Genomic DNA, 20,868 nt, shown 5'->3' with positions numbered 1-20,868 from the left:
CGCCCGGGTATAGAGCAGGCGCTGCCCTGACCCAGATGCGAGGTTCGCCATGCGCCGCTTTCCCCTGATCCTTGCCGCCACGCTGCTGGCCGCGCACCCCGCCGCCGCCCGCGTCTGCGACTACCGGCTGAGCGGGTTCATCGGCGGCAAGGGCCCCGATGAGGCCGCGGGCACCGCACCCGTCGCCACCGGCGGCGCGGTCGAGGCGGTCAAGGGGTTCTATTCGCTCAGCAATACCGCCACCGGTGCCACGCTGCTGTCGCAGGGCGGCGGCGCGGGCGGGCTGGTCGCGGGCGCCGGCAAGGGGCTGGGCACCGCCGCGGGCGTTCTGTCGACCCCCGCGGCGCTGACCGCCGGTGCGGTGCTGGGCCTCGGCGTCGGCGCGATGGAGGGGGTCTGCTTCTTCCGCGACGAACGCATCACCGACCCCGCGACGATTCTCGCCATTCTCGACAGCATGTCCGACGCGGCCGATCCGGCCTATTTCCTGCTGGACCCGGCGGGCGGCGACCCCGAGGCCGCGATCCTCTACATGCGCGACGACAAGGGAGAGCCCGTCGCCTATGACGTCCGCGATCTCTACATCGTCAACGGCCAGCTCAAGCATCGCAAGTGGGGGCCCAACCGGTCTCTGGGCCGGGTCGACTATGTCCAGACCTCGGGTGCGGCGGTGCCGTCGTCCCCCGGGGCGCCCGGCACGCCCGACGCCACGGCGGCCCCCGGCGCCCCCTCCGATGCGCCGCCGCCTGCGGACCCCGCCGCATCGGACGCCGTGCCCGGCGCGGCCCTGCCGGCCCCGGTGGAAAGCCTGCCGCTGGATGCCGTGCCCGCCGTGCCGGCCCCCGCGGCCCAGCCGCCGGCTCCGGCCGACGCCGGGACGCCCGCCCGGCCCTGAGCCGCCCCCCGCCTCTCGGGGCCCGACCCGGACGATTCCCCCCGCCGCGCCGCCTCGGCGCGGGGGTGGACGCGGTGCGCCCCGCCGCAGCCCACGGCAACGCGGCATCGGTTTGCGCCCCGTTCGCATAAAGTTCCCAATGAGTTCCGATTTTGGCGGAATTCTGCCGGTTCCATCCTCTCGAACTTGTTCCGACGGAAACTTTCGCGACAATCCCAATCAAAGTTAACCCCGGACGGGCAGTCCATAAAAACGGGGACGAGGGATGATCGCTTCGACACGCATCAGGGGCCTGCTGCGCAGCCTGCCTGTTTTCGCCACACTTCTGGTCCTTACCGCCTGCGGCACCGCCCGCGCCCCCGAGGTCGAGACGACGCGGGGCATCATGCCGCATCGCGCCGCCTTTGCCATTCAAGAGGCCGAGACGCTGCGCGCCGCGGGCAAGCGGGTCTGGTGCGTGCCTTTCGCGCGCAACGCCTCGGGCGTGCAGATCCGCGGCAACGCGGGCACGTGGTGGGACCAGGCCATCGGCCAGTTCCCGACTGGCAAGCGCCCGGTTCCCGGCGCGGTCATGGCGTTCAGCTCGACCCCGTCGCTGCCCATGGGCCATGTCGCCGTGGTGTCGAAGGTCCTGTCCGACCGGATGATCCTGATCGACCACGCCAACTGGGAACGGAACAAGGTCTCGCTCGGCATGGCGGTCAAGGACGTCTCGGACGCGAATGACTGGTCGCGCGTGCGGGTCGAAAGCCAGCCCGGCACCTTCGGCAGCGTCTACCTGATCGACGGCTTCATCTCGCCCGCCTCGACGATCTGATCGCTCTCAACGACCCGGGCGCGGCCTTGCCCCCACCGCCCCCATCACCGGGGGCCCCGGGGCGCGAGAGACTTCCTGACATAACTTGGGCCTGCGCGAAGCGGCGCCAGCTTCACCGCACCCGGCGCGGCAGTCGGCGGCGATGCGCGGCGCGGGGGATTGCGGTTGCAGCTCCCGCTTTCCAGCCCCCGCGTCCCGACCGCCTAGTCGGCGACGAGCACGGTCAGGAAGGCATCGCCGAAGCGTTCGACCTTCATCTCTCCCATCCCCGGCACGGCGGCGAGCGCGCTTAGCGTGGCGGGACGACGCTCGGCGATCTGGCGCAGGGTCGAGGTGGTGCAGGAAAGGTACTTGCCCGTCCCGTCCGGCCCCCGCACGAGATCGCGCTGCGCGGCTTCCAGCCGGTCGAAGATGCTGCCCGCCTCGCGGCCCGCAAGCTTGCGCCGGGTCGGGTGCATCTCTTCCGCGGCGGCGCCGGTCACGACGGACAGGAAGGCATCGCCGTAACGCTCAAGCTTTTTCGCGCCGATGCCGCTGATCCCGGCCATGTCGTCCAGCGAGCCGGGGCGACGCTCGGCGATCTCGATCAGGGTGCGGTCGGGAAAGATGACATAGGCCGGCACGCGCGCGGCCTCGGCCAGGGCGCGGCGCTTGGCCTTCAGCGCGGACAGAAGCGGCGCGTCCTCTTCGCTGACCAGCGCCTTGGCCACGGGGCGCGAGGTCTGGGCGCGCAGGGCGTCGCGGCGCAGATCGACCGTCGCCTCGCCCCGCAGCACGGGGCGAGCCGGATCGGTCATGAACAGCGCGCCGTGGCGTTCGGGATCTGGCCGGACAAGGTCCAGCCCCATCATCTGCCGAAAGATGGCCTGCCATTGCCGCCGGTCGTAATCGCGCCCGACGCCGAAGGTCGGCAGGTCGTCGTGCCGCCGCGCCCGCACCTTGTCGGTCACGTTGCCCGTCAGGATGTCGATCAGGTGGCCCGAGCCGAAGCTTTCGCCCGTCCGCAGCATCGCCGACAGCGCCTTGCGCACCGCCTCGGTCCCGTCGAAGACCTCGGGCGGGCGGTCGCAGAGATCGCAGTTGCCGCAGGGCTCCCGCTCTTCCCCGAAATAGCGCAAGAGGCGCTGGCGGCGGCATCCCAGCGCCTCGGCCAGCCCCAGAAGGGTGTTGAGCCGCGCGTGATCGGCGGCCTTGCGTTCGGGCGGGGCCATGCCTTCGTCGATCTGGGCGCGGCGCAGGCGAATGTCGTCGGGGCCGTACAGCGTCAGCGTTTCGGCCGGGGCGCCGTCGCGGCCCGCGCGCCCGATCTCCTGGTAATAGCCCTCGATCGACTTGGGCAGGTCGGCATGGGCGACCCAGCGGATGTCGGGCTTGTCGACGCCCATGCCGAAGGCGATGGTCGCAGCGACGATCAGCCCGTCCTCCTGCTGGAACCGCCTCTCGACCTCGCGCCGTTCGCCCGCCTCCATCGCGCCGTGGTAATGGCAGGCCGAGTGTCCGTCCTGCCGCAGCGCCGCGGCAAGGCTTTCGGTCTTGGCCCGGCTCGCGCAGTAGACGATGCCCGACTGCCCCTTGCGCGCCGCGGCAAAGGCCAGGATCTGGCGCCGCGGATTGTCTTTCGGCTGGAAGGCAAGGTGCAGGTTCGGCCGGTCGAACCCGCCGAGGAACAGCCGCGGCTGTTCGCCCTCGAACAGGCGGGTGACGATCTCGGCCCGCGTCTCTTCGTCGGCCGTCGCGGTAAAGGCGGCCAGTGGCAGGCCCAGGCTTTTGCGCAGCGCGCCGATGCGCAGGTAGTCGGGGCGGAAATCATGGCCCCACTGGCTGACGCAATGCGCCTCGTCCACCGCGATGAGCGTCGCGTCGGCCTGCCGCAACAGACGTTCGGTCGCCCCCGAGGCCAGACGTTCCGGCGCGATGTAGAGCAGTTTCAGACGCCGCTCGCGCAGGGCCGCCAGCACGGCGTCGGTTTCCTCTTCGGTGTTGGCCGAGGTCAGCGCGCCCGCTTCGACCCCCGCTTCGGTCAGCGCCCGGACCTGGTCGCGCATCAGCGCGATCAGCGGCGACACGACGATGGTCAGGCCGGGGCGGCACAGTGCGGGCAGCTGGTAGCACAGCGACTTGCCCCCGCCGGTCGGCAGGATGGCCAGCGTATTTTCCCCCGCCGCCACGGCCTCGACGATCTCGGCCTGTCCGGGGCGGAAGGCGCTGAAACCGAAAACCTCGCGCAGGACGCGCAGCGGATCTGCGGTCCCGGCATCGGAAGGGGGGCTGGGCGGCATGGATGTTACATCTTCTGGCTGCTCTGAGGCTGCAACATCTCAGATGGAGAATCGGTAAACAAGTCCGTGGCCCTGCGGCGCGGCGCCGCCGGGCCACGCCCGTCGCGCGCCCGTCAGTAGAAGGCGGCGGCGTTGTTGAGCAGGATGATCCGCAGCGCGTAGATGATGAGCAGCGCCACCAGCGGCGCAAGGTCCAGCCCCCCCGTCGCCGGCAGGATGCGCCGGATCGGCCCGTAAAGGGGCTCGAGCAGGCGGTTCAGGCCATACCACAACTGCGACACCAGCGGCTGGCGCAGGTTCAGGACCTGGAAGTTGATGAGCCAGCTCATGATGATGTGCGCGATCATGATGAACCAGATCACGTCGAGGATCATCAGCAGGATCTGGATTAGCGAGGTCATCGGCGCACTTTCCTGAAATATCTGTCGCAAGACTGGGTCGGGGGAGAGGTAAGGACACCCCGCGCGCGAGGCAAGCCTTTGCGGTGCGCAGAGTTGACGCGGCAGCCCGCCTTGCCCCGCCTTGCCCCCGTCGTGACCGCACCGCGCGGGACGCCATGCGTCGCTTTTGCCCGGAACGTCGCGTTCCTGCCTGCCGCGCCGGTTTGACCTTACCGGGGATATTGGCGACATCGGACAGGTCTGGCCAAGGGGGCGCACATGTATCCGGTGATCCGTTTCGTCAAAGAGATCGTGAAGTTCCGCCGCGCGCCGCGGCTGGGGGTTTTCGACACGCATGTCTCGCATCACCGCTGCTGGCCCATCGACATCGACCTGTGGCGCGAGCTTAACAACGGCCGCACCCTGACGCTTTACGATCTGGGGCGCGTGGTGATGATGTATCGCTGCGGCCTGCGCCCGGTGATGTACGAAAACCAGTGGGGCGCGGCGGTGGCCGGCGCCTCGATCCGCTATCGCCGCCGGATCAAGATGTTCGAGCGGTTCGAGATGCGCTCGCGCCTGCTGGGGTGGGACAGGCGGTTCTTCTACATCGAGCAGGCTTTGTGGAAGGGCGAGGAATGCGCCAACAACGTGCTGTTGCGCGTGGCGCTGACCGGGCCCTCGGGCATCGTGCCGCCGCGCGATGCGGGCCTTGCCGCCGAAAGCCCGCCCCTGCCCGACTGGGTGACCGCCTGGATCGCGGCCGAGGATACCCGCCCCTGGCCGCCACGCTTCTAGGCCCCCGCCCCGGCGCCCGCGCGCGGAACCTGACAGGAACGGCCCGGGGCCGGACCGGGGTCCGCCCCCCGCGCCCGGGACCCTAGAAAGGCCCACCAAGTCAGGCCCAACCGGCCCGGCGGCCTGCGGCCGCGCCGTCCTTGTAATGACACCTCGGAGCCCCCTTGTTCGGTCCAACGGTCGGGGGCGACCGTCCTTCGGCCCGGGCGGCCGGGGCCCTGTGGATTTGCGACGGGCGGCGCCGGGACCCTGGCGCCACGCCCGGGCGCAAAGGCGGGGGCCGCGGCGCGTCGACATTGCGGGATCGCCCGCGCCGCGGCATGACTGGCGCAGCCTTCCGACCGCAAGGGGACCCCCGCGCCATGACCGAGGTCACGAAACGCCGCCGCATCTGGGGCTGGTTCTTCTTCGATTGGGCCAGCCAGCCCTATGCCACGCTGCTGCTGACCTTCATCTTCGGTCCCTACATGGCCGAGCTTCTGGCCGACGGCGCCGCGGCGCAGGCGCTGTGGGGCACGGGCGTGGGCCTGGCCGGCGTCGCCATCGCGCTGATGGCGCCGGTGCTGGGCGCGATCGCCGATCAGGGCGGCCACAGGATGCGCTGGATCGCCGGGTTCTCGGCGCTTTACGTCCTGGGATCGGCGGGCCTGTGGTTCGCCTCGCCCGACGCCTTCCGCCCCGGCCTCGTCATGCTCAGCTTCGGCATCGGCCTCGTGGGGATGGAGTTCGCGACGATCTTCACCAACGCGCTGCTGCCGGATCTGGGGCGGCGGGACGAGATCGCGCGGATCTCGGGCAATGGCTGGGCCTTCGGCTATCTCGGCGGGCTGGTGGCGCTGGTCATCATGCTGGTGTTCTTTGCCGAAAGCAGCGCGTCCGGACGCACCTTCGCGGGCCTGTCGCCGGCTTTCGGGCTGGACCCCGAGACGCGGCAGGGCACGCGTTTCGTCGGGCCGCTGACGGCGGCGTGGTACGTGGTCTTCATGATCCCCTTCTTCCTGTGGGTGCGCGATCCGCGCAGCACCGGGCCCGCGCCGCGCCTGCACGTGGGCGGCGCGCTGCGCGACCTCGGCCGAACGATCCGCACCCTGCCGCGGCGCCGGTCGCTCTTTGCCTATCTCGGTGCCTCGATGCTCTACCGCGACGGGCTGAACGGCACCTATGCGCTGGGGGCGATCTATGCGGCGGGGGTGCTGGACTGGTCGGTCGTGCAAACCGGGACCTTCGGCATCCTCGCCGTCGTCACCGGCGCGCTCTTTGCCTGGATCGGCGGGCAGGCCGACGCGCGGTTCGGCCCGAAGCCGGTGATTGCGGCGTCCTGCGCCATCCTGCTGCTGGTGGTGATCGCGGTCATGGCAACCTCGCGCACGCGCGTGCTGGGCCTGCCCGTGGCGCCGGAGAGCCACCTGCCCGATGTCGCCTTCTACATCCTCGGCGCGGTGATCGGGGCGGCGGGCGGCGCGTTGCAGACCGCGTCGCGCACGATGATGGTGCGGCAGGGCGACCCCGCGCGGATGACCGAGGCCTTTGGCCTCTATGCCCTGTCGGGCAAGGCCACGGCCTTTACCGCGCCCCTGGCGATCGCGGCGGCGACGGCCTGGACCGGCAGCCAGCAATGGGGCATCGCGCCGCTGATCGTGCTTTTCGCGGCGGGGCTCGCTCTGCTAGGCTGGGTCAGACCCGACGGAGACCCCTCGCACCCATGATCAGACATTTCCTTCCCGCGCTGCTGCTGGCGCTGGCGGCCTGCGGCGGCGGCGACACCGCGCCGCCCCTCGCCCCCTCGGACGTGACGGTGCTGCGCACCGGCGACCCCAAGCGGCTGTTTTCGGCCGAAACCACCGGCTCGCCGCAAAGCCCGCAGCCCTATGGCTCCTACTCCAAGGGCTGCATGGCCGGCGGCGTGCAGCTGGCCGAGACCGGGCCGACGTGGCAGGCGATGCGGCTGTCGCGCAACCGCAACTGGGCGCTGCCCGAAACCGTCGACTTCGTGCAGGACCTGTCGCGCAAGGCGGCGGCGATCCCGGGCTACAACGGCATCTACGTCGGCGACATGTCGCAGCCGCGCGGCGGGCCGATGTCCTCGGGCCATGCCAGCCACCAGGTTGGGCTGGACGCCGACATCTGGCTGATGCCCGCAACGCTGGGCCTGTCGCGCACCGACCGCGAGAACCTGTCGGCGCAGTCCTACCGCCGCGCGGCGGGGGCCTACACCAACGACCGCTGGGGCCCGTCGCAGATGGCGCTGGTCAAGGCCGCCGCGCAGGATCCCCGCGTCGCGCGGATCTTCATCTTTCCCGGCGCCAAGGTGGCGATGTGCAACGCCGAGCGCGGCGACCGGTCCTGGCTGCGCAAGGTGCGGCCATGGGGCGGGCACCACTATCACTTCCACATTCGCCTGAACTGCCCGCCGGGCGCCACGGCCTGTGTCGATCAGGACCCGCCGCCGCCGGGCGACGGCTGTGCCGACGCGCAGGACTGGGTGAACAACATCCTGAACCCGCCGCCGCGCGACCCGAACGCCCCGGCCCCCCGGCCCAGCCGGCCGGTCACGATGTCGGACCTGCCGCGCCAGTGCTCTGCCGTCCTGTCCCCGGCGTGAGGGCGCATCGCCGCGCGCGCACCACACCCCGGCGCAGGCCGGGACGCATGCCGCGCCTGATCTGCGCGCTTGCCGCCGCGATCCTTCCCGCGATCCCCCTCGCCACGCCCCTTGCCGTTGCCGCGGCACCGGCGGGGGGCGAGGTCCGTGCGACGCTGTCCTCGGTGACGCCGTGGGAAAGCGATACGCCCGGGCACGGCGGCTATTCGGGGATCGAGGTTACGGCCGATGGCCGCCGCTTCTTCGCGCTTTCCGATCACGGCACGCTGGCCTCCGGCGCGCTTGACCGCGAAGGGGCGCGGCTGACCGGCGTCGGACGGACCGGACTCTGGCCCATGGCCGATACCGCGGGCGCGCCCGTCTCGATGCGGCTGCGCGATGCCGAGGGGCTGGCGCTCGCCTCCGACGGAAGCCTCTACGTGTCGTTCGAGCGGGATCCGAGGATCTGGCGATATGCCCGCCCCGGCGCGCGGCCCACGGCCCTGCCCCGCCACCCCGACTTTGCCGGGTTCAACGCGAACGGCGCGCTCGAGGCGTTGGCGATCACCCCCGACGGCACCCTCCTGACGATGCCCGAGGATCCGGTCGCGGGGCGGTTCCCCGTCTACCGGTTTGCAGACAAGCGCTGGAGCCAACCCTTCGCCATCCCCGCCCGCGGCGCGTTCAAGGCGGTCGAGGCCGATATCGGCCCCGACGGGCGGCTCTACCTTCTCGAACGCAGGTTGGCGGGGCCCTTCGGCTTTGCCACCCGGGTGCGGCGTTTCACTTTGGGCGAGACCGCGCTTTCCGGCGAACAGACGCTGGTCGAGACGCGGCCCGGCACGCATGGCAACCTCGAAGGCCTGTCGGTCTGGCGCGACCCAGACGGACGCACCCGGCTGACGATGATCGCCGACAACAACTTCCTGGCGATCCAGCGGTCCCAGATCGTCGAGTACGTCCTGCCCTAGGCCGCTGACCCCGGCCCGGGCAGGGGACGATCCGCCCCATGGGCGCACCGCTGAGGGCGCCCATGTTGGGCGACGCAGGAACACGCGGGCCGCGGTCCACGCCAGCGCAGCGGAAAGGCCGCCGGCGTCCCGTCGTGGGCACCGGCCCTGCGGACACGACCCTTGCGCAATCGCTGCGGCAGAGGTATCGCAGGCGCGCCCCGAGGCACCAGCCACGCGGGGACAAGTCTCCGGTCACCTTGCCAAAACGGACACCCATATGACCCGTCTTCTGCCCGGCATCCTTGCCATGGCCGCGATCGTCGTGGCCTCGAACATCCTCGTCCAGATCCTGCTGGGCCAATGGCTGACATGGGGGGCGTTCACCTACCCGCTGGCCTTCCTCGTCACCGACCTCACCAACCGGCTTCACGGCCCGCGCGAGGCGCGAATCGTCGTTCTGGCGGGGTTCGTCACCGGGCTGATCTGTTCGCTCGTCGGCACCCAGATCGCGGGCGACTTCGGCCCGCTGGTGACATGGCGCGTGGCGCTGGCCTCGGCCGCGGCATTCCTTTGCGCGCAGCTTTTCGACATCGCCATCTTCGACCGGCTGCGCGGCGGGCGCTGGTGGCGGGCGCCGCTGGTCTCGACCCTCGTGGGATCGGCGCTCGACACCGCGATCTTCTTCACCGTGGCCTTTGCCGCCACGCTCAGCTTTATCGAACCCGGCAACGACGTGGCCTGGGCGAACGAGGCTCTGCCGCTGCTGGGGGCCGGGCCCGTGGTGCCGCTGTGGATGTCGCTGGGCGTCGCCGACTGGCTGGTCAAACTTGCCCTCGCCTTGATCGCGCTGCTGCCGTTTCGCCTGATCGTGAGGCAGTTTCGTCCGCAAGCCGTCTGAAAGTCTTTGACAAATGCCGAACCCGTGGCAGGCTGCAGGTATCGGCAATTCAGAGAAAGGAGGTGGTCCAGTGTCTAGAGTGATATTGGAAGATGGGGTCGGAACAGTCAGGGGGGCCGACGTCTGAGGGCAGTCCCGAAGACGGAACATTCCTGATTGGGCCCGGTGCTCTAACTGGCCCATCTCCGTGGATCTCGAAGGGCCGCTGGCGATGCCGGCGGCCCTTTTCCATTCCGCGTCCATCTTTGCCCTGACGCAGCGCAACGGGCACGACTTTTCGCGGCCCCAATTTCCTTGGCCCATTTTCTTGGCCCCCACGAGGGATGTCTCGCGTTGGGGCGGGACGTTCCCAACGCGAAAGCACCCAATGCCCGATATAGCCGGCCTGCCCCTTCCCTGGATCATCGCCATCTTTGCGCTGGCCGCGGCGGCGATCGGGGTCGCGGGGGTCCGCCTGTCCTATGTGGCCGACGAGCTGGCCGACCGCACGGGGATGGGCGAGGTGATCGCGGGCGCGCTGTTCGTCGGCGCCGCCACCTCGATGCCCGGGGCGATCACCTCGATGTCGACGGCGGCACAGGGCGCGCCCGAACTGGCCGTGGGCAACGCGCTGGGCGGGCTGACCGCGCAGACGGCCTTTGTCGCCGTGGCCGACCTGTTCTATCGCCGCGCGAACCTGGAACACGCGGCGGCCAGCGTCACCGGGCTGGCGCAGGGGGTGCTGCTGGTCGTGCTGCTGACGATTCCCCTTATCGCGGCGGGCGAGCCGGCCTTTACCGTCTGGGGCATCCATCCCGCCTCGGCCGCGATCCCGATCGCCTATGCCTTCGGCCTGCGCCTGCTGTGGCACATCGAGGATGAACCGATGTGGGAGCCGGTGCAGACCGACGAGACGCAGGAAGAGATTTCCGACCCCGCACCGGCGGTCGAGGGGCGGATGCGAACCCTCTGGCTGCGCTTCGCGATCAATGCCGCGATCACCGCCGCCGCGGGCTACGCGATCGGCGAGGCCAGCCTTGGACTGGTCGACAAGACAGGCATGTCGGAAAGCGCGGTCGGCACGATCTTTGCCGGCTTCGCCAATTCGCTGCCCGAACTGGTGACCGCCATCGCCGCGGTGCGCGTGGGCGCCGTCAGCCTCGCCATCGGCAACATCATCGGCGGCAACGCGTTCGAGGTGATGTTCCTGTCGGCCGCCGACGTGACCTATGACGGGTCGATCTACGCAGAAATGAGCTCGGCAGATTTCTCGACCGCTTTGCTGGCGTTGATGATGACGGCGGTGCTGCTTCTGGGCATGATCCGGCGGGAAAAGGCGGGGCCGGGACGGATCGGGTTCGAAAGCGTTCTGGTGCTCGCGCTCTATGCCCTGTCCGTGGTTCTGGTCGTGATATGACGGGCCCGTGGGGCGACGGATCGGACGGAGAAGGGCATGCTGCAGATCACGCAGAAGATCGCGATCGAGGACTGGGAGATCGTCGAGCAGTTCGGCCAGTCGGGCGGACCCGGCGGGCAGAACGTCAACAAGGTCGCGACCGCGGTCGAGCTGCGGTTCGAGGCCGAGAGGTCGCCGAACCTGCCGGGCCCGGTCAAGGCCCGGCTGCGGCGACTGGCCGGGCGGCGCTGGACCAAGGAGGGGGCGCTGGTCTTGCACGTCTCGGAGACGCGCAGCCAGGCCCGCAACCGCGAGATCGCGCGTGACAGGCTGGCCGAGCTGATCCGCCGCGCGACCGAAGTGCCGAAACGGCGGGTGCCGACCCGGCCGACGCTGGCCTCGAAACGGCGGCGGATCGAAGGCAAGAAACAGCGCGGCTCGGTGAAATCCCTGCGCGGGAAGGTCGATCCCGAGGGCTAGGGCCCGATGTCGCACCAACGGAATGCGATAGCCGACGGAGGGTGGCGGGCAGACGGGTAGTCGCGGGCAGCACCCCCTGCCCCGGCTTGGGTTGCGCATGGCTCCAGATGCAGCGCCAGTACCGGAAACGGGCACAGGAAGGGCGGACAGGCTTCCATCGGCAGACCTGCTGCCCCGGCACATCGGGACGCTCTGCCGTCAGGAGGCCGCCGGTCTGCTCATGAATTCCTGCGCCAGCCCCCGCCCCGCAGGCCGCGTGGGAGATTTCCGCGACAGACCCGGCCCGACCTCTAGCCGGCCTCTAGCCGACCAGCGCCTCGTGCCGGCACAGGCTTTCGGTCCACAGGTTGCGGCGGCCCGAGAACAGCATCTTTTCGATGCGCCCGCCCGCTTCGCCCAGCATCATCCGCAGCGCGGCGGCGTAGGACCGTGCCTGCGCGGCCGTGGCGGCGGGGTCGTTCTGGCGGAACTGCGCCCAGCTTTCCAGGACGCGGTCGATCTCGTCCGCCATGCAGCCTTCGTAGAGGCCGTCGAAGACGGGTTCGTAGATATGCGTGTCGAGCGTCCGCGCCGCACCCGGGGTCGAGGCATAGTAGGTCATGTTCCACCTCCCGAAGGGCGTGGCCCCCATCGACAGCAGCCCGTCGGCCCTGGCCCCGGGCTGACACGCCGAGGGGCAGAGCGGCACCGCGACCAGCGGCGCCCCGGCGATCTGCACGATTTCTCGGTTGAGAAGGGCAAACTCGTCATCGAACACCGCCGCGGCCGCCCCAAGCGGGTCGGTCGGGCGCGGGCGGGGCGGGGCAATCGGGGCATCGAGCGCGATGCGCCGCCCCAAGCGATCCGCCGATAGCGCCTTGATCCGTTCGAACATGCCTCTGCTCCTGCTCTTGCTATTTTTCGGCAGAAGGCCGTCGAAACATGGCGGCAGCATGGCAGGCCCGGGCTGCAGGCGGCATTTTGCTCAGGCCAATCGGGGGACTGGTTCGCGCCCGGCGACAACAAAATCCAAAGCCCCCCTCTGGCGCGCGGACGGCAACGCAAGGCGGCGCCGCGCCCCCTTGGCGGGGGCGGCAGGCGCGGGGCCGGACCGAACCGCTAGACCAGAACCTCGCGCGCGGTCTGCTGACCGACCCCGAAGATCCGCTTGTAGCGCTCGACCTCCAGCCCCGGGCCCATCGCCTTCATCGGATTGTCGGAAAGCTTCACCGTCGGGTTGCCGTCGGCCTCGACCGCCTTGCAGACCAGCGAAAAGGGCCGCAGCGCATCATTCGCGACCAGCCCGCGGAAATCGTTGGTCAGAAGCGTGCCCCAGCCAAAGCTGACCCGCACCCGCCCCGCGAAGCGGGCCTGAAGCTCGACGATCTTCTCGACGTCCAGACCGTCGGAGAAGATCACCAGTTTCCGCGTCGGATCCTCGCCCCGCGCCTTCCACCAGGCAATCGCGGTCTCGGCGCCCTCGGCGGGATCGCCGCTGTCGATGCGGATGCCGGTCCAGCCCGCCAGCCAGTCGGGCGCACGGTCGAGAAACCCCTTGGTGCCGTATGTGTCGGGCAGGATGACGCGCAGGTTGCCGTCATGCTCTTCGTGCCAGTCGGCCAGCACGCGATAGGGCGCCTCGCGCAGCTCATCCTCGGACTTCGCCAGCGCGGAGTAGACCATCGGCAGTTCATGCGCGTTGGTGCCGATCGCCTCGACCTCGCGGTGCATGGCGATCAGGCAGTTCGAGGTGCCGGTGAAGGCGTCGCCCAGCCCCTCCTGCATCGCCTGGACGCACCAGTCCTGCCAGAGAAAGGAATGCCTCCGCCGCGTGCCGAAATCGGCGATCTTCAGGCCGGGCACGTCGCGCAGGCGTTCGACCTTTTTCCAAAGCTTGGTCATCGCGCGGGCGTACAGCACCTGCAGCTCGAACCGGCCCATCGCTTCCAGCACCTTGCGCGACCGCAGTTCCATCAGAACGGCCAGCGCCGGGATCTCCCACAGCATGACCTCGGGCCAAGAGCCTTCGAAGGTCAGCTCGTACTGACCGTGGCGCTTTTCCAGGTGATAGGGCGGCAGGCGCAGCGTCTCGAACCAGTCCATGAAGTCGGGGCGGAACATCTGGCGCTTGCCGTAGAAGGTATTGCCCCGCATCCACGTGCTTTCACCGCGCGACAGCGACAGCGACCGGATGTGGTCGAGTTGTTCGCGCAGCTCGCCCTCGTCGATCAGTTCGGCCAGCTTGATGTCGCTGGTGCGGTTGATCAGGCTGAAGGTCACGCGGGCGTCGGGCCGGTTGCGGTAGACCGACTGGCACATCAGCAGCTTGTAGAAATCGGTATCGATCAGGGAGCGGACGATCGGATCGATCTTCCACTTGTGGTTCCAGACGCGGGCGGCGATGTCGACCATGGGGGCTCCCTGAATTGCCGGGATGTTAGAGCAAGCCCGGACGCCTCGCGCAAGCCCGCTGGTGCCACCCCGCCCGGGCGCGGGCCGGGGCGGGCCAGACCAGGCTGGGCCAGGGGGATGCGGTCCGCCCGTGTCCTAGTCGAAGGTCACGCCCGCCGCGCGCATCTCGGCCTCGGCCGCGGCGGCAGATCCGTCCATGTCGATGGCGCGGCTGAGGTCGCGCAGCACCCGGGTCTCGAACCCCAGCTTGGCCGCGTCGATGGCCGAGTAGGCGACGCAGAAATCGAAGGCGAGGCCCACGCAGGTCACCCGCGTCACGCCGCGGCTGCGCAAATACCCCTCAAGACCCGTGGGCGTTTCGTGGTCGTTTTCGAAGAACGCGGAATAGCTGTCGATGTCGGGGCGGAACCCCTTGCGGATGATCAGGTCCGCCGGGTCGGTGCGCAGGTCGGGATGAAACGCCGCGCCGGCGCTGCCTTGCACGCAGTGATCGGGCCAGAGCACCTGCGGTCCGTAGGGAAACTCGACCACCGACAAGGGCGCCTGCCCGGGATGCTGCGACGCGAAGGACCTGTGCCCCGCGGGGTGCCAGTCCTGCGTGAAGACACGCACGGCATACGCGTCGAGCAGCGCGTTGATGCCCGGCACGATCCCGTCGCCGCCGGCCACGGCAAGCGCGCCGCCGGGGCAGAAATCGTTCTGGACGTCGATCACGATCAGGGCGTCTTCGGGGGCGGGCATCATCGGGTCTCCGGTCAGCGGGCGCGCGCCCGGGGGCGCCACCCCGGGCAGGGTGATTTGCGGCGCAGGGTTCGGGATCGGGCGGCAGAGGTCAAGCCGCCCTTGCGGGGGACCGCGCGGGGGGCTAGCCAGACCGCCATGATCGATGTCGCCGCCTTCTACCGCTTCACCCCCCTTCCCGACCCTGCGGCGCTGCGCGCTCCGCTGGCCCGGCTGGGCTGTGGCGCGGGCGTCCGCGGCTCGATCCTGCTGGCGCCCGAGGGGGTGAACGGCACCATCGCCGGCCCGCCCGAAGGCGTGGCTGCCGTGCTGGACCACCTGCGCGGCCTGCCGGGCTGCGCGGACCTGACCCCGCGGATGAGCCACACCGAAACGATGCCGTTCGGTCGGCTCAAGGTGCGGCTGAAGCGCGAGATCGTGACGATGGGCCGCCCCGAGGCCGATCCGACGCGCGCCGTGGGCACCTATGTCGCCCCCGCCGACTGGAACGCGCTGATCAGCGCGCCCGACGTCGCGGTGATCGACACCCGGAACGGCTACGAGGTCGAGGCGGGCAGCTTCGCCGGTGCCATCGACCCCGGCACCGACAGCTTCGGCGCCTTCCCCGACTGGTGGCAGGCCAACCGCGACAGCCTTGCGGGCAAGCGGATCGCGATGTTCTGCACCGGCGGCATCCGCTGCGAAAAGGCGACGAGCTACCTGAGGTCGCAGGGCGTGGACGAGGTGTTTCACCTGCAGGGAGGCATCCTGGGCTACCTGGAAACCGTGCCCGAGGCCGACAGCCTGTGGCAGGGCGAATGCTTCGTCTTCGACGACCGCGTGTCGGTGACCCACGGGCTGATACCAGGCACGCTGGGCCTGTGCCACGGCTGCCGACGCCCGCTGACCGAGGCCGAGCGGCAGGGCCCGGACTACGAGGAAGGCGTCAGTTGCAGCGCCTGTGCCGCCGACCTGACGCCTGCCCGCCGCGAAAGATTGCGCGAACGCCAGCTCCAGATACGGCTGGCCCGCGACCGTGGCACCCGCCACCTGGGCGCCTGAGGCGCGCCACCCACGTGGGCGGCGGGTCCGGCGAATGCGCTCTCGGTGCCCCCTCGGCGGCCCCCGGTTCGCTAGGGCCGTCTGCCCCGCGCCGCACCGACTGCTCACCGTTGAACACCGCGCCGCGACCGCGCGACGCAGAGACGCAGAGACGCCGCCTGTCTGACCCCCCCCGCTCTGCGCGATCCCACGGCGCACCGCTCTTGCTCCGCGCCGCGCCCGCTCCAAGTAGAGCGTCAGTTCTGGATATGAGTGAAAGTGAGCCCCCGATGCCGGATCCCGAAAAGTTTGACGCCATCGTCGTGGGCGGCGGGTCCGGGGGACTTGCCTTCGCGAAACGGGCCGGGGCGCTTGGCGCCCGCGTCCTGCTGATCGAGCGGGCCGAGCTGGGCGGCACCTGCGTCAACCGCGGCTGCGTCCCGAAGAAACTGATGTGGGAACTGGGGCGGCACAGACGCCAGGCGGTCGAGATGGAGGCCGCCGGCCTCGCCCCCGCGCCGCAACTGGATTACCCGGCCTTCACCGCCCGCAGGGCCGCCCGGATCGACGGCATCCGACAAAGCTACGACGCGGCGCTGTCCGACGCGGGCGTCACCCTGCTGCGGGCGACCGCGCGGATCGATGCACCGGGCGAGGTGCAGGCCGACGGGCGCCGCTTTGCCACCGACCGGCTGGTCATTGCCACCGGCGCCCGCCCGACCCTGCCGCCGCTGCCGGGGGCCGAACATGCCTCGGTCAGCGACGATGTCTTTGCGTGGGAGGCCCTGCCGCGCCGCATCGTGATCGTGGGCGGCGGTTATATCGGCTGCGAATTCGCCGCCATCCTCGCCGCGCTTGGAAGCGAGGTGACGCTGGTCACCGACGAGGATCGCCTGCTTGTCGGCTTTGACGAGGACGCGGCGCAGATCGCGGCGCAGAACCTCGAGACCGCGGGCGTATCGGTGCGGCTGGGTGCCCCGCTCGAGCGGATTTCGCGCGCGGTGGACGGGGGTTTGCGGGTCAGCCTGGACTCCGGCCTGGTGGAAGAGGCCGAGCGCGTGCTGCTCGCCGTCGGACGCACGCCGAACATCGACGACCTGGGCGCCCTGTCCGAAAGCCTCGAGGTCGCGGACTCGGGGGCTCTTGCGGTGTCAGACCGGCTGGAGACCTCGGTCGCCGGGGTCTACGCGCTGGGGGACGCCGCCGACCGGATCCCGCTGACGCCTGTCGCAACGCGCGACGGCACGGCGCTGGCCGACACGCTTTTCGGCGAAGGCGGCGACTTTGCCGACCTCGGCCTGGTGGCGACCACGGCTTTCGTCTACCCGCCGGTGGCCCAGGTGGGCCGGACCGAGGCCGCCGCGCGCGAGGCCGGGACCGAGGTCGAGGCGATCAGCGACACCGCCCGGGACCTTTCCAGCGGGGTGCTGACGCCCGAGGGGCGGGACGGCACCCAGTTCTACAAGCTCGTGCGCGAGACGGCGTCGGGCCGGCTGATCGGCGCGGCGCTGATGGCCTATGGTGCCGAGGACATGATCGCGACGACCGGCATGGCGCTCGCCTCCGCCCCCGACCGGGCCTGCGTCGCCCGCCCGACCGGCGTGCACCCGACCTTCGGCGAAGAACTGGTGGGTCCCGGCTGACCTGTCCGCCGATAAACGGGGCCGCGCCGCGAACAAGGCCGCAAGCCATCCGGGTGCGATGACCCTGATAGGGTCTCATGCCGGTCGCCTGCCGTTTTACAGGGGCGAGGCGCCTCGTGACGCTGATTTCGGCCGCCCTGCCGCACGGCCGGGGCTAGGCGCCGTCCCGACCCCGCGGCGTGCCAGGGCCGCCGGAACCCTCCGTGGAAATCTCGGTGTCGGGGTCCGCTTCGCCGGCCGGGCCGGGGCGGGCCGGACCCGCGTCGTTTGCGGGGCGGATGGGATCAATCCCCGCGGAGTCAACCCGAAGGGGAGCCTCCGGCGCGGGGGCCTCTCCTGCGGGGGCCGCGTCGGGGCTCTCGGGGATCTCGATCGCAGGGGGCTCGCCCAGCGCGCGCATCTCGGTCACGAGGTCCTGCAGAAGGCCGCTCAGTTGCGCCATGCGCTCGGGACCGAAGGCCTCGGTCACCTCGCGATAGGTGCTTTCGGAATGCGGCGCGATCTCGGCGATGAAGGCGCGGCCCTCGTCGGTGATCGACACCTCGGCGCGGCGCAGATCGCCCGCCACGGGGCGGCGCAGGACGTATCCGCGCGCCTCCATGTCCTGCAGGATCCGGCTGAGCGAAGGGGGCAGAAGACAGGTGGCGCGGGCCAGTTCGCCCACCTCGATCCCAGGCACCATGGCCAGCGCGCGCAGCACCCGCCATTGCTGTTCGGTGATCCGGAAGTGCCGCAGGGTGCCGCGGAACCTCTCCATCACCGCCTCGCGCGCCTGCAGCATCAGGATCGGCAGCGACTGCGAAAAGCTGCGCAGCCGCACCCGGGGCTGCGCCTGCCTGCGCTCGCCCTCCTGCGGCGCCGCGTCGTCGGCGCGGGGCGGTCTGGGCGGCAGGGCCGTCATGCCGGTGCCGCGGGGCGGGGATCGATCATATGGTGAGCACCACGTATCTGCCTTCGGTTTCGACGTCGTAGGTATCGACCTTGTAGGGGCCTTCGGCCATGCCGGTCGCCTCGTCCACGCTGACGTCGAAGGCTTTGACCCGGACGCGCTTGGGATCGCAATAGGAACGTCCCGTTTCAAGATCGAATTCCCAGCCGTGCCAGGGGCACCGCACCATCTCGCGGTCCTCGACCGTGGTGTATTGGCCCGGGCCGGTGGCGTCGGCGAAGGCGGCGATCTTGCCCCAGCAAAGCTCGGCCCCCTCGTGCGGGCAGGTGTTGGAGATCGCCGAGAACCGCCCGTCGCCGCGGTTGAAGATCGCGATCGAGCGCCCCTCCACGTCCACCCGCTTGCCCTTGCCCTCGGGGATCTCGTCCACCCGGCAGATCACGTGCCGCCCCATCGCCGGCCTCCTTTTTTTCGTTGCTGCGTGGTCCGGACGTCTAGAGGTTGTAGACCGCCCGGGCGGTGTCGCGCATGATCGCGCGCTTGACCTCGTCGGTCATGCCGACCTTGAAGGCCCGTTCGGGATGGTCGAAATCCCAGTGCGGGTAGTCGGTCGAGAACATCAGCCGATCGGTCCCGACCCAGCGCAGAAGGTCGGTCATCCGCTTGACCTTCGGCGGCTCTTCCACCGGCTGGGTGGTCAGCCACACGTTCGAGCGGAAGTAGTCCGAGGGCTTCTTCTTCAGGTGCGGCACCTCGTCCTTCAGCCTCTCCCATTCGCGGTCCATCCGCCACAGAAGCGGCGCGACCCAGGCGAACCCGCCTTCGATGAGCACGACCTTCAGCTTGGGGAAGCGTTCGAAGACGCCTTCGAAAATCATCGAGGCCAGCGTGTTCTGCACCTGGTGCGACACGGCGTGGTGCTCTTCGAGGTAGAAGGACACCCAGCCCGACCCGGTGTTGGGCCGGTACCCGTGCGCCGCGACATGCATGCCGATCGGCAGGTCCAGGCTTTCGGCCAGTTCGTAGATCGGCCAGTAGCGCTGCTTGCCCGCGCCCTCCATCCCCCGGGGGGCGACGGCGATCTGGGCAAAGCCCTTGTCGTCCTTGCGGGCCTCGATCTCCTTGATCGAGGCGGCGGCATCCTCTTGCGGGATCGTGATCGCGCCCTTCAGCCGCGGCTCTTTCGAGGTCCAGCGATCGACCTGCCAGTCGTTGTAGGCCCCGCAGAGCGCAGCGGCGAGCCCGGGGTTCAGCTGGTAGGGGCCCGGCCCCAGCGGCTGCAGCATCCCGAATTCCACGTTCAGCGGATCGAGAAGCTGTTCGCGCATGAAATCGAGGTCCGACCCCGCGGCGCCGCCGCCGGGCGGGTAGCTGTCCTGCCGCATGCCGTGGCCCAGCCGCGGATAGGGCAGCGCCCCGAGGAAAGGGTTGGTCCAGCGCAGGCCAAAATCGCGGGCGTGCCGTTTCCACCCTTCGGGCAGATACTCGGCCAGTTCGCCCTTGCTGCGAAAGCCGGGGTGGATGTCGCAATCGACGATGCCAAGCTTGGCGTCGGCAGTCCGGTCGCGTTCGAGAACGGTATCGGCCATCACTTCACCTCCAGTCGGGAATAGGTGGCACGCGCGTTGTCGCGCGCGATCGCGCCCGCCAGCTCGGTCGACAGGCCGGCGGGCCATGCGCCGGGCGCACCGGGATAGGCATGCGGATAGTCCGAGGCCCAGAGCAGGTTGTCGGCCGATCCCAGACAGTCGATCACCGCCTCGATATCCTCGGGGTCGTGGCCCGGCACGTCGAAAGGCTGGGTGGTCAGGCGCAGCTGCCGGGTGATGATCTCTTCGGGGCTTTCCTTGACCCACGGCACCTCGACCCGGGCGCCGCGCCAGTCCTTGGCCACGCGCCACGTCATGCCGAACAGCCAGCTGACCCCCGATTCGGCGGCGACGATCTTCATGTCGGCGAACTCGGTCATCACGCCCTCGGCCAGAAGGCTGGCGACCTGCGTCGCAAAGCCCTGCGGCCACAGGGCGATCTCTTCGGCAAGGTAACTGGGAAAGCCGTTTTGCGTGGGCGCCTGGCGATAGGCCGACCCGGCGTGGATCTGCAGCGCGAAGCCGTGCTTTGCCGCCGCCTCCCATATCGGCCAGAACTGGCGCTGACCCAGAAGCCCCTCGCCCTGCGCCAGCGCGAGGATCTGCACGAAACGCTTGTCGCCCGCGTAGGCCTCGATCTCCTTCACCGCCGCCTCGACATTGCGGAAGGGCACCAGAAGCGAGGCGCGAAGGCGGTCGTCCCGGTCCAGCCATTCGGACGCGAGCCAGCGATTCGTCGCCTGGCAGAGCACGGTCTGCAGATAGGGGTCGAAGATCGCCTGGATGCCGTTGACGACGTTCAGCACGGCCGCCCCGAGGCCCAAGGGGTCCAGCAGGTCGCGTTTCAGCGTGGCGGCATCCTCGACCCCGCCCTTGCCCGGCCCGGCAGCCCCGCCGCGGGTGAAGGGCGCGGTCGAGACGGGGTAGGACATCAGTTCCATCAGGTCGATGTCGCGATAGGGGAACATGTCCTGCCAATACTTGTCGAGAAAGGGCATGAGGTCACCCTGGCGCGGCAAGCGTGTATGCACATCGCAATCGATCGCGCCGATGCCCACGATTGGCGCGGCCTCTGTCTGATCCGGTCTCGTCAGCATCACGTTCCTCCCGTCTGCCCCCGCCTTCCCGACGGCGCCGCG

At 70.0% G+C, this 20,868-nt stretch carries 20 protein-coding genes; 11 read left to right on the top strand and 9 right to left on the bottom strand.

The features are described 5' to 3' along the window. The first annotated feature begins 49 nt into the window (after positions 1-49). Together EKE94_RS11925 and EKE94_RS11920 are read left to right on the top strand one after the other, a co-directional pair. Positions 50-895, top strand: a complete 846-nt coding sequence (locus tag EKE94_RS11925; protein WP_127906817.1) for a hypothetical protein — start codon at positions 50-52, stop codon at positions 893-895. 265 nt (positions 896-1,160) lie between these two features. Next, positions 1,161-1,712 (top strand): CHAP domain-containing protein, encoded by a 552-nt coding sequence (locus EKE94_RS11920; protein ID WP_127906816.1) that lies wholly within the window; start codon positions 1,161-1,163, stop codon positions 1,710-1,712. Positions 1,713-1,915: 203 nt separating this feature from the next. Here EKE94_RS11920 and recQ read toward each other — a convergent pair whose 3' ends face one another. Next, the gene (recQ, locus tag EKE94_RS11915; RefSeq protein WP_127906815.1) at positions 1,916-3,991 is read right to left on the bottom strand and encodes a DNA helicase RecQ; all 2,076 of its coding nucleotides are present in this window, start codon (positions 3,989-3,991) and stop codon (positions 1,916-1,918) included. A 113-nt stretch (positions 3,992-4,104) separates the two neighbouring features. Further along, positions 4,105-4,392 carry a YggT family protein gene (locus EKE94_RS11910; protein WP_127906814.1) on the bottom strand — a complete coding sequence of 96 codons (288 nt, stop codon included), beginning with the start codon at positions 4,390-4,392 and terminating at the stop codon, positions 4,105-4,107. A 258-nt stretch (positions 4,393-4,650) separates the two neighbouring features. Here EKE94_RS11910 and EKE94_RS11905 point away from each other — a divergent pair, with 258 nt between their 5' ends. The 7 genes from EKE94_RS11905 to arfB all read left to right on the top strand — a co-directional run bounded on the left by EKE94_RS11905 (position 4,651) and on the right by arfB (position 11,456). Beyond that, positions 4,651-5,169: an acyl-CoA thioesterase gene (locus EKE94_RS11905; protein ID WP_127906813.1), complete on the top strand. Its 519-nt coding sequence runs from the start codon at positions 4,651-4,653 to the stop codon at positions 5,167-5,169. 362 nt (positions 5,170-5,531) lie between these two features. Further along, entirely contained in the window at positions 5,532-6,875 is a 1,344-nt protein-coding gene (locus EKE94_RS11900; protein ID WP_127906812.1) for an MFS transporter, read from the top strand. Beyond that, positions 6,872-7,771 (top strand): penicillin-insensitive murein endopeptidase, encoded by a 900-nt coding sequence (gene mepA, locus EKE94_RS11895; RefSeq protein ID WP_127906811.1) that lies wholly within the window; start codon positions 6,872-6,874, stop codon positions 7,769-7,771. The genes EKE94_RS11900 and mepA overlap by 4 nt, the downstream gene beginning before the upstream one ends. A gap of 47 nt (positions 7,772-7,818) precedes the next feature. Continuing rightward, positions 7,819-8,721, top strand: a complete 903-nt coding sequence (locus EKE94_RS11890) for an esterase-like activity of phytase family protein (RefSeq protein WP_127906810.1) — start codon at positions 7,819-7,821, stop codon at positions 8,719-8,721. 259 nt (positions 8,722-8,980) lie between these two features. Next, positions 8,981-9,601 carry a queuosine precursor transporter gene (locus EKE94_RS11885; RefSeq protein ID WP_127906809.1) on the top strand — a complete coding sequence of 207 codons (621 nt, stop codon included), beginning with the start codon at positions 8,981-8,983 and terminating at the stop codon, positions 9,599-9,601. Positions 9,602-9,968: 367 nt separating this feature from the next. Continuing rightward, a complete protein-coding gene (locus EKE94_RS11880; protein ID WP_127906808.1) occupies positions 9,969-10,997 on the top strand; it encodes a sodium:calcium antiporter in 1,029 nt (342 codons plus the stop codon). Between the two features lie 36 nt (positions 10,998-11,033). Beyond that, positions 11,034-11,456, top strand: a complete 423-nt coding sequence (arfB, locus tag EKE94_RS11875; protein ID WP_127906807.1) for an alternative ribosome rescue aminoacyl-tRNA hydrolase ArfB — start codon at positions 11,034-11,036, stop codon at positions 11,454-11,456. A gap of 301 nt (positions 11,457-11,757) precedes the next feature. Here arfB and EKE94_RS11870 read toward each other — a convergent pair whose 3' ends face one another. From EKE94_RS11870 to pncA, 3 genes are all read right to left on the bottom strand, one after another. Beyond that, a complete protein-coding gene (locus EKE94_RS11870; RefSeq protein ID WP_127906806.1) occupies positions 11,758-12,330 on the bottom strand; it encodes a hypothetical protein in 573 nt (190 codons plus the stop codon). A gap of 224 nt (positions 12,331-12,554) precedes the next feature. Next, a complete protein-coding gene (gene pncB, locus EKE94_RS11865) occupies positions 12,555-13,847 on the bottom strand; it encodes a nicotinate phosphoribosyltransferase (protein ID WP_127906805.1) in 1,293 nt (430 codons plus the stop codon). A 135-nt stretch (positions 13,848-13,982) separates the two neighbouring features. Next, complete coding sequence (gene pncA, locus EKE94_RS11860; RefSeq protein WP_235855995.1) at positions 13,983-14,591, bottom strand: bifunctional nicotinamidase/pyrazinamidase; 609 nt, start codon at positions 14,589-14,591, stop codon at positions 13,983-13,985. Between the two features lie 135 nt (positions 14,592-14,726). Between pncA and trhO the strand changes: the two genes are divergently transcribed. Both trhO and EKE94_RS11850 read left to right on the top strand, forming a co-directional pair. Then, positions 14,727-15,629 carry an oxygen-dependent tRNA uridine(34) hydroxylase TrhO gene (gene trhO / locus EKE94_RS11855; protein ID WP_127906804.1) on the top strand — a complete coding sequence of 301 codons (903 nt, stop codon included), beginning with the start codon at positions 14,727-14,729 and terminating at the stop codon, positions 15,627-15,629. A 269-nt stretch (positions 15,630-15,898) separates the two neighbouring features. Beyond that, a complete protein-coding gene (locus EKE94_RS11850) occupies positions 15,899-17,251 on the top strand; it encodes a dihydrolipoyl dehydrogenase family protein (RefSeq protein WP_164870905.1) in 1,353 nt (450 codons plus the stop codon). A 154-nt stretch (positions 17,252-17,405) separates the two neighbouring features. Here EKE94_RS11850 and hpaR read toward each other — a convergent pair whose 3' ends face one another. From hpaR to EKE94_RS11830, 4 genes are read right to left on the bottom strand one after another with little or no spacing between them, the layout of a single operon-like run. Next, entirely contained in the window at positions 17,406-18,152 is a 747-nt protein-coding gene (hpaR, locus tag EKE94_RS11845) for a homoprotocatechuate degradation operon regulator HpaR (protein ID WP_127906802.1), read from the bottom strand. A 25-nt stretch (positions 18,153-18,177) separates the two neighbouring features. Beyond that, positions 18,178-18,594: a Rieske (2Fe-2S) protein gene (locus EKE94_RS11840; protein ID WP_127906801.1), complete on the bottom strand. Its 417-nt coding sequence runs from the start codon at positions 18,592-18,594 to the stop codon at positions 18,178-18,180. A gap of 40 nt (positions 18,595-18,634) precedes the next feature. Then, entirely contained in the window at positions 18,635-19,729 is a 1,095-nt protein-coding gene (locus EKE94_RS11835; RefSeq protein ID WP_127906800.1) for an amidohydrolase family protein, read from the bottom strand. Next, entirely contained in the window at positions 19,729-20,826 is a 1,098-nt protein-coding gene (locus EKE94_RS11830) for an amidohydrolase family protein (protein ID WP_127906799.1), read from the bottom strand. Before EKE94_RS11830 ends, EKE94_RS11835 begins: the two co-directional genes overlap by 1 nt. Positions 20,827-20,868: the final 42 nt, after the last annotated feature.

Origin of the sequence: Mesobaculum littorinae (assembly GCF_004011175.1) — a bacterium.
GTDB classification, from domain to species: Bacteria; Pseudomonadota; Alphaproteobacteria; order Rhodobacterales; family Rhodobacteraceae; genus Tranquillimonas; species Tranquillimonas littorinae.
Note: the sequence above shows the minus strand (reverse complement) of the source record. Positions and strands in the feature narration are given on the sequence as shown.

Bases quoted from the DNA above. Each gene is read 5' to 3' on its own strand.
- EKE94_RS11925 (WP_127906817.1), top strand. From the start codon at position 50: ATGCGCCGCTTTCCCCTGATCCTTGCCGCCACGCTGCTGGCCGCGCAC.
- EKE94_RS11920 (WP_127906816.1), top strand. From the start codon at position 1,161: ATGATCGCTTCGACACGCATCAGGGGCCTGCTGCGCAGCCTGCCTGTT.
- recQ (WP_127906815.1), bottom strand. From the start codon at position 3,991: ATGCCGCCCAGCCCCCCTTCCGATGCCGGGACCGCAGATCCGCTGCGC.
- EKE94_RS11910 (WP_127906814.1), bottom strand. From the start codon at position 4,392: ATGACCTCGCTAATCCAGATCCTGCTGATGATCCTCGACGTGATCTGG.
- EKE94_RS11905 (WP_127906813.1), top strand. From the start codon at position 4,651: ATGTATCCGGTGATCCGTTTCGTCAAAGAGATCGTGAAGTTCCGCCGC.
- EKE94_RS11900 (WP_127906812.1), top strand. From the start codon at position 5,532: ATGACCGAGGTCACGAAACGCCGCCGCATCTGGGGCTGGTTCTTCTTC.
- mepA (WP_127906811.1), top strand. From the start codon at position 6,872: ATGATCAGACATTTCCTTCCCGCGCTGCTGCTGGCGCTGGCGGCCTGC.
- EKE94_RS11890 (WP_127906810.1), top strand. From the start codon at position 7,819: ATGCCGCGCCTGATCTGCGCGCTTGCCGCCGCGATCCTTCCCGCGATC.
- EKE94_RS11885 (WP_127906809.1), top strand. From the start codon at position 8,981: ATGACCCGTCTTCTGCCCGGCATCCTTGCCATGGCCGCGATCGTCGTG.
- EKE94_RS11880 (WP_127906808.1), top strand. From the start codon at position 9,969: ATGCCCGATATAGCCGGCCTGCCCCTTCCCTGGATCATCGCCATCTTT.
- arfB (WP_127906807.1), top strand. From the start codon at position 11,034: ATGCTGCAGATCACGCAGAAGATCGCGATCGAGGACTGGGAGATCGTC.
- EKE94_RS11870 (WP_127906806.1), bottom strand. From the start codon at position 12,330: ATGTTCGAACGGATCAAGGCGCTATCGGCGGATCGCTTGGGGCGGCGC.
- pncB (WP_127906805.1), bottom strand. From the start codon at position 13,847: ATGGTCGACATCGCCGCCCGCGTCTGGAACCACAAGTGGAAGATCGAT.
- pncA (WP_235855995.1), bottom strand. From the start codon at position 14,591: ATGATGCCCGCCCCCGAAGACGCCCTGATCGTGATCGACGTCCAGAAC.
- trhO (WP_127906804.1), top strand. From the start codon at position 14,727: ATGATCGATGTCGCCGCCTTCTACCGCTTCACCCCCCTTCCCGACCCT.
- EKE94_RS11850 (WP_164870905.1), top strand. From the start codon at position 15,899: ATGCCGGATCCCGAAAAGTTTGACGCCATCGTCGTGGGCGGCGGGTCC.
- hpaR (WP_127906802.1), bottom strand. From the start codon at position 18,152: ATGACGGCCCTGCCGCCCAGACCGCCCCGCGCCGACGACGCGGCGCCG.
- EKE94_RS11840 (WP_127906801.1), bottom strand. From the start codon at position 18,594: ATGGGGCGGCACGTGATCTGCCGGGTGGACGAGATCCCCGAGGGCAAG.
- EKE94_RS11835 (WP_127906800.1), bottom strand. From the start codon at position 19,729: ATGGCCGATACCGTTCTCGAACGCGACCGGACTGCCGACGCCAAGCTT.
- EKE94_RS11830 (WP_127906799.1), bottom strand. From the start codon at position 20,826: ATGCTGACGAGACCGGATCAGACAGAGGCCGCGCCAATCGTGGGCATC.